Here is a 5,432-nt window from a genome sequence, read left to right on the forward strand (position 1 = left end):
CTTTTTGGGGGCAGATCACTTTGGGATAGCTTTTTGATTAACTGGTAAAGCGTTTATTTTTTATTTTCCGTAGCAGTAGCGCCGATTACACCTTGCCATTTTTCACTAATAGCGCTTCCTGCAAGTACTTCGCCATTTTTACCGAAAATCCCACCTGAGAAGTTTGCATCTGGGGCCAGTTTTAAAGGAGATCCATCTATTTTAGAATATAGCATTGCGTTAACAATTGTACCGTCTTCACTCACAGAGACCTCCTTGAGCTTACGTGATTCTAATCTATAGCGACCAGCCTCGCCTAGCTTCCAATAATCTCCTCTATCCCCAAAAACTTCCATTGATAACGTTTTAGCTTCATCGCGATAAGTTGCTTGTACAGTCGCTTGTAACATTTGTGAATCATCATTGTAACTATAAAGCATATTTCCTTTATATATTATAGATGTAATTGGACGAACCTTTTCTTCTTCATTCATAGATAATAAATAGTGGCTATAAAGATGTGCACTATCCGTACCATAACGCTCATCTTGCTTTACTTGACTAAACTTCATATGCCCGTAATAACCCAATAATTTATTCGAAGCATCTTTCAATGTTTTAATTTCTTGAGTTGGAATTGTATTTGTAATTTTTAGACTATTACGCGTTATATCACTTTCACTTAGTATGATCTGAACGTTTTCCTTCCCATCTAATGCTAAACTAAGTACTATATCCGGACGACTAATAATCCCTGTTTTAATATCCTTAACTTCTAATTCTTTAAGAATGTCCGTATTACTTTTATTCTTATTTAGCTCTTCCGGTTTTAAGGTATCTTTTTGTGAAAGATCTACTTGTGATTGTGAAATTACTTCTTTAGGCTTATCTGCTGCTGAATTAGCTACTTTCTGAACTACTTCTTTTGGCTGCCCCACTTTTGAATTATCCATTTGTGGAGCCGCTTCTTTAGATCTCTCTACTTTTGGCGCAGGTATATCAGTTTTAGCTTTTTGGTCATTAGACTTAGTTGCGGAACCCGATGATCCACTACTACATGCCGTAATAACCAAGCTAGCCAACAAAGTGGCTGTTAATTTTGTTACAATATTCATTTAAAAATCCTTACGATTAAACACTATCACAATTAAAACATTAACTTACAAAGCAAGTTATATAAACGTAAACATAAGTAAATCATAATAACAAAAAAGAACACAATAATCTCTAAAGTTTAATCACATTGCAACCTCTGCAAAAGCCTATCCATCGCCCGATAGCCTAATGCTTCAGCAAGATGGATTTGTTGAATATTCGGTTCGTTAGCCAGATCGGCAATTGTGCGGGAAACTTTTAAGATCCGATGATAGGCACGCACCGAAAGTCCTAATTTGGTCAGTGCATTTTCTAGAAATAGCGCGTCTTTTTCTGCAAGGCGACAATCTCGTTCGATTTCTTTGGTGGTTAACTTGGCATTAATTTTTCCGGCTCTCGCCATTTGTAATTCTCTTGCCAAAAATACCCGCTTGCGTACTTGCTCAGTGGTTTCGCCCCGATTATCGCTACTTTGTAATGCACCTTTCGGTAATAAAGGGACTTCAATCGAGAGATCGAAACGGTCTAAAAACGGGCCGGATAAACGATTTAAATAACGCATCATTTGTTGCGGAGAAGTACGGTTGTGCGTGCCTTGATAATGCCCAGTCGGGCTTGGGTTCATTGCCGCAATTAATTGAAAACTAGCAGGGAATTGCACCTTAGCATTCGCTCTGGAAATAATAATCTCTCCGGCTTCCAACGGCTGACGTAATGCGTCCAGCACTTTGCGTTCAAACTCAGGCAATTCGTCTAAAAAAAGCACGCCATTGTGCGCCAAACTGATTTCGCCCGGTTTAGGAATAGAACCGCCACCGACTAACGCTACCATTGAAGCACTGTGATGCGGTGCTCGAAACGGGCGCTCTTTCCAGTTGTGAAAATTCAATTCGTTTTGTACCAAACTGGTGACCGAAGCGGTTTCAATCGCTTCATCATCACTCATTGCCGGCAACAGATCCGCTAAACGGCTGGCGAGCATTGTTTTACCGGTACCGGGAGGGCCAAGGAAAAGTAAATTATGTTGTCCAGCAGCCGCAATCATTAGTGCTCGTTTAGCGTGTTGTTGCCCAATAATATCGGTTAAATCACGTTTTACAAGCGGTTGAATTTCTTGTGTTTTTTGCGGAATCTGCTGAGCAATCGGCAGGCTGTCCCGCTTGTTCATAAAATTGACCACTTGCAATAAGGAGCTGGCAAAATAGGTTTCTGCATTCGAAACTAACGAGGCTTCATTTACATTCGGGTGGGCAATAATCATCTGTCGCTTGGCTTTTTCGGCGGAAATTACCGCCGGAATCACGCCGTGAACGCCTCGTAACGATCCCGTTAAAGCCAGTTCCCCCAAAAACTCAAACTGTTTTAAGCGATCCGAATCCATCTGCCCTGATGCAGCTAAGATCCCGATCGCAATTGGCAGATCAAAACGCCCTCCCTCTTTAGGTAGATCCGCCGGTGCCAGGTTAATCGTGATCCGTTGCGGAGGATACATAAAGTTGGCATTCATTAACGCACTACGTACCCGATCGCCCGCCTCTTTTACCGTGGTTTCCGGTAAGCCAACAATCGTTAGCCCCGGTTTTCCGTTACTCAAATGCACCTCAATCGTTACCAACGGTGCTTCTACACCAATCGATGCACGGCTATAAACAATGGCTAAAGACATCTTCCCTCCTAAAAATTGTTAGGAGGGTAAAAGATAAATGTCCTACGTCACAGCAACAAAATCTCTTTTCTCGATCAGGATCGCAAAAATAGGTTTCTTCTCTATTAAATCCAAGCTAAAAATCCTAAAAGCACTAAATATAGAGTTAGTTCCGGTGATTAAAACGTTATAATATGGCATCAATATTCAGCAAATGAGGGGCAAAATGAAAACACAGGATATTATCATTATCGGTGGCGGTATGGTCGGGGTAGCGGCGGCGCTCGGCTTGGCGAAGCAAGGGTTAAATATCGCATTAATCGAAAAAAATCCGCTTCCCTCATTTGATGCGAATGCTGCTTATGATTTGCGTATTTCCGCTATTAGTATTACCTCGGTTAAACTGCTGGAAGAGCTGGGCGCTTGGCAGGCGATCAGCCAAATGCGAGTTTGTCCGTATGACGGTTTGGAAACTTGGGAAATCGAAGGGTTTAATACCGTCTTTCACGCGGCGGAAATCGGCTTGGATAAGCTCGGCTTTATGGTGGAAAATAATGCGATTCAGCTTGGTTTATGGCAAGCCTTAAACCAGTATCCAAACTGCCAACAAGCGGTCGGATTTTCGCAAATTTCTGCAAATTATCACGAACAATTATGGACGGTAACCGTTGATGAGCAAACATTTACCGCCCCATTGCTGATTGCTGCGGACGGCGCAAGCTCACAAGTGCGTAGCTGGGCGGGTATTGGGCTAACCAGCTGGCAATATCGCCAACATTGTTTGCTTGCCACGGTGAAAACCGAATTACCGCAACAATCGGTTACCTGGCAACAATTCTTCCCGAGCGGCCCTCGTGCATTTTTACCTCTATCAGATCACAACGGTTGTATCGTGTGGTATGACGCACCGCAACGCATTACTCAGCTAAAACAACTGTCCTCAGAAAAACTCACCGCCGAAATTCAGCAACATTTCCCTGCCCGTTTAGGCAAAGTGGAAGTAGTAAACGCCGCCAGTTTTCCGCTGACTCGCCAACACGCTCAACATTATGTTAAAAACGACGTGGTATTGATTGGCGATGCGGCACACACTATTAATCCGCTTGCCGGACAAGGGGTTAATCTCGGTTTTAAAGATGTGCAAGTGTTATTGGAAGTGCTTGAACAAGCGGTCAAAAAAGGCGAAAACTTTGCAAATGAAGCGGTGCTTAAACGTTATGAACATAAACGTAAACCCGATAATTTATTGATGCAAACCGGTATGGACGTTTTTTATAAGGCATTCAAAACCGGGTTATTGCCAGTAAAAGTCGCCCGAAATTTGGGCTTGATACTGGCGGAAAAAATCACACCACTCAAGAAAAAAGCATTGCGCTATGCGATAGGTTTATAGCTTTTCATTACAAGCGGTCAAGTTTTGCAAATTTTTTGCGAAATTCGACCGCTTGCTTGTTTCGTAAATACTCCAATTTATGTCGGTAAGATCACATTTTCCAGAAAAACTCTTTCGATTGATTACAAATTGTAATCAGCCTAAGCCAAAATAGCTTGGAATCTATCTATCCCTACTTATCTCACAAGGAGAGCATCATGAAAAAAGTACTCAGTACTTTATTTGTATTGTCTGCGGCGAGCGTTGCAGTCGCTAAAGAAGTGAATATTAAATTTTTAGGTACATCGGATGTTCACGGGCGTATCGTACCTTGGAACTATGGCGCGGATATTGAGGACAAATCCGGTTCTTACGCACAAATTTCCACCTATGTAAAAGAGGTACGCCAAAATAATAAAAATGTAGTGTTAGTCGATATCGGTGATGCGATTCAAGACAACCAAGTGGAAGTTTTTGCTAAAACGAAAAAATACTACAAAGACAGCCCGGTTCCTAAAGTATTAAACGAAATGAAATACGACTATTTCATTTTAGGTAACCATGAATTTAACTTCGGTATGACCGCTTTAGATGAAATCATTAAAGACATTAATGCCAAAGTATTAACCGCCAACTTCTACTACAAAAAAGATGGTAAACGTTACGTTACCGCCACCGATATTATTGAAAAAGACGGTGTAAAACTCGGTTTAATCGGTTTAACCACACCAATGTCGGCAACCTTCGAAAAAGATACCCATCACCTTGATGAGATGAAATTCAGCTCACCAAGCGAAGAAGCGAAGGCACAAATTGCCGAGTTAAAAGCGAAAGGGGTTGATGCGATTATCGTGTTAGCGCATATGGGGATTGAAAACGAAAATAATATCCCTGATACCGGCGTGGCGGATTTAGTCAATAACGTGGAAGGCATTGATGTGATTATCGCCGGTCATATGCACAAAAACGTCTCAGCGGAAACGATTAAAAATACACTGATTACCGAACCACACCGCTACGGTACTGTGGTTTCAGAAGTGAATTTAGCCTTTGATGTCGCAGATGACGGCAAAGTGAAATTACTTTCAAAAAATGCAAAAAACGTACCAGTTAAAGCATTGGCTTCAGATCCTGCAATCGAAAAAATTTATCAGCCATATCATGACGAATTACGCCGTTTGAACAATGTGAAAATCGGCGAAACCGCACAAACCATGATTCCGCAAGGTAAAAATCACGGCGTAGTGATTGCCTTCACGCAAGATACCGGTTTATCTTCATTGATTAATGACGTGCAACAACATTACAGCAAAGCGGACGTGGTGTCTTTTGCCTTCGACC

At 41.8% G+C, this 5,432-nt stretch carries 4 protein-coding genes; 2 read left to right on the top strand and 2 right to left on the bottom strand.

The features are described 5' to 3' along the window. Positions 1-53: 53 nt before the first annotated feature. Both HMPREF0027_RS00315 and HMPREF0027_RS00320 read right to left on the bottom strand, forming a co-directional pair. Entirely contained in the window at positions 54-1,094 is a 1,041-nt protein-coding gene (locus HMPREF0027_RS00315; RefSeq protein WP_005621081.1) for a membrane protein, read from the bottom strand. A 119-nt stretch (positions 1,095-1,213) separates the two neighbouring features. Then, positions 1,214-2,740 carry a YifB family Mg chelatase-like AAA ATPase gene (locus HMPREF0027_RS00320; protein WP_005621082.1) on the bottom strand — a complete coding sequence of 509 codons (1,527 nt, stop codon included), beginning with the start codon at positions 2,738-2,740 and terminating at the stop codon, positions 1,214-1,216. A 205-nt stretch (positions 2,741-2,945) separates the two neighbouring features. Between HMPREF0027_RS00320 and HMPREF0027_RS00325 the strand changes: the two genes are divergently transcribed. Beyond that, on the top strand, positions 2,946-4,112 hold the full coding sequence (locus HMPREF0027_RS00325) for an FAD-dependent oxidoreductase (protein ID WP_044024183.1): 1,167 nt from the start codon (positions 2,946-2,948) through the stop codon (positions 4,110-4,112). 197 nt (positions 4,113-4,309) lie between these two features. Then, positions 4,310-5,432 (top strand): bifunctional metallophosphatase/5'-nucleotidase (locus HMPREF0027_RS00330; RefSeq protein ID WP_005621085.1); only part of this gene is annotated, 1,123 nt, incomplete at its 3' end.

The sequence above is a fragment of the Actinobacillus ureae ATCC 25976 genome (assembly GCF_000188255.1).
In the GTDB taxonomy this organism is placed as follows: domain Bacteria; phylum Pseudomonadota; class Gammaproteobacteria; order Enterobacterales; family Pasteurellaceae; genus Actinobacillus; species Actinobacillus ureae.

What these genes read in the sequence shown, in the direction of transcription:
- HMPREF0027_RS00325 (WP_044024183.1), top strand. Translation starts at nt 2,946, where the DNA reads ATGAAAACACAGGATATTATCATTATCGGTGGCGGTATGGTCGGGGTA.
- HMPREF0027_RS00315 (WP_005621081.1), bottom strand. Translation starts at nt 1,094, where the DNA reads ATGAATATTGTAACAAAATTAACAGCCACTTTGTTGGCTAGCTTGGTT.
- HMPREF0027_RS00320 (WP_005621082.1), bottom strand. Translation starts at nt 2,740, where the DNA reads ATGTCTTTAGCCATTGTTTATAGCCGTGCATCGATTGGTGTAGAAGCA.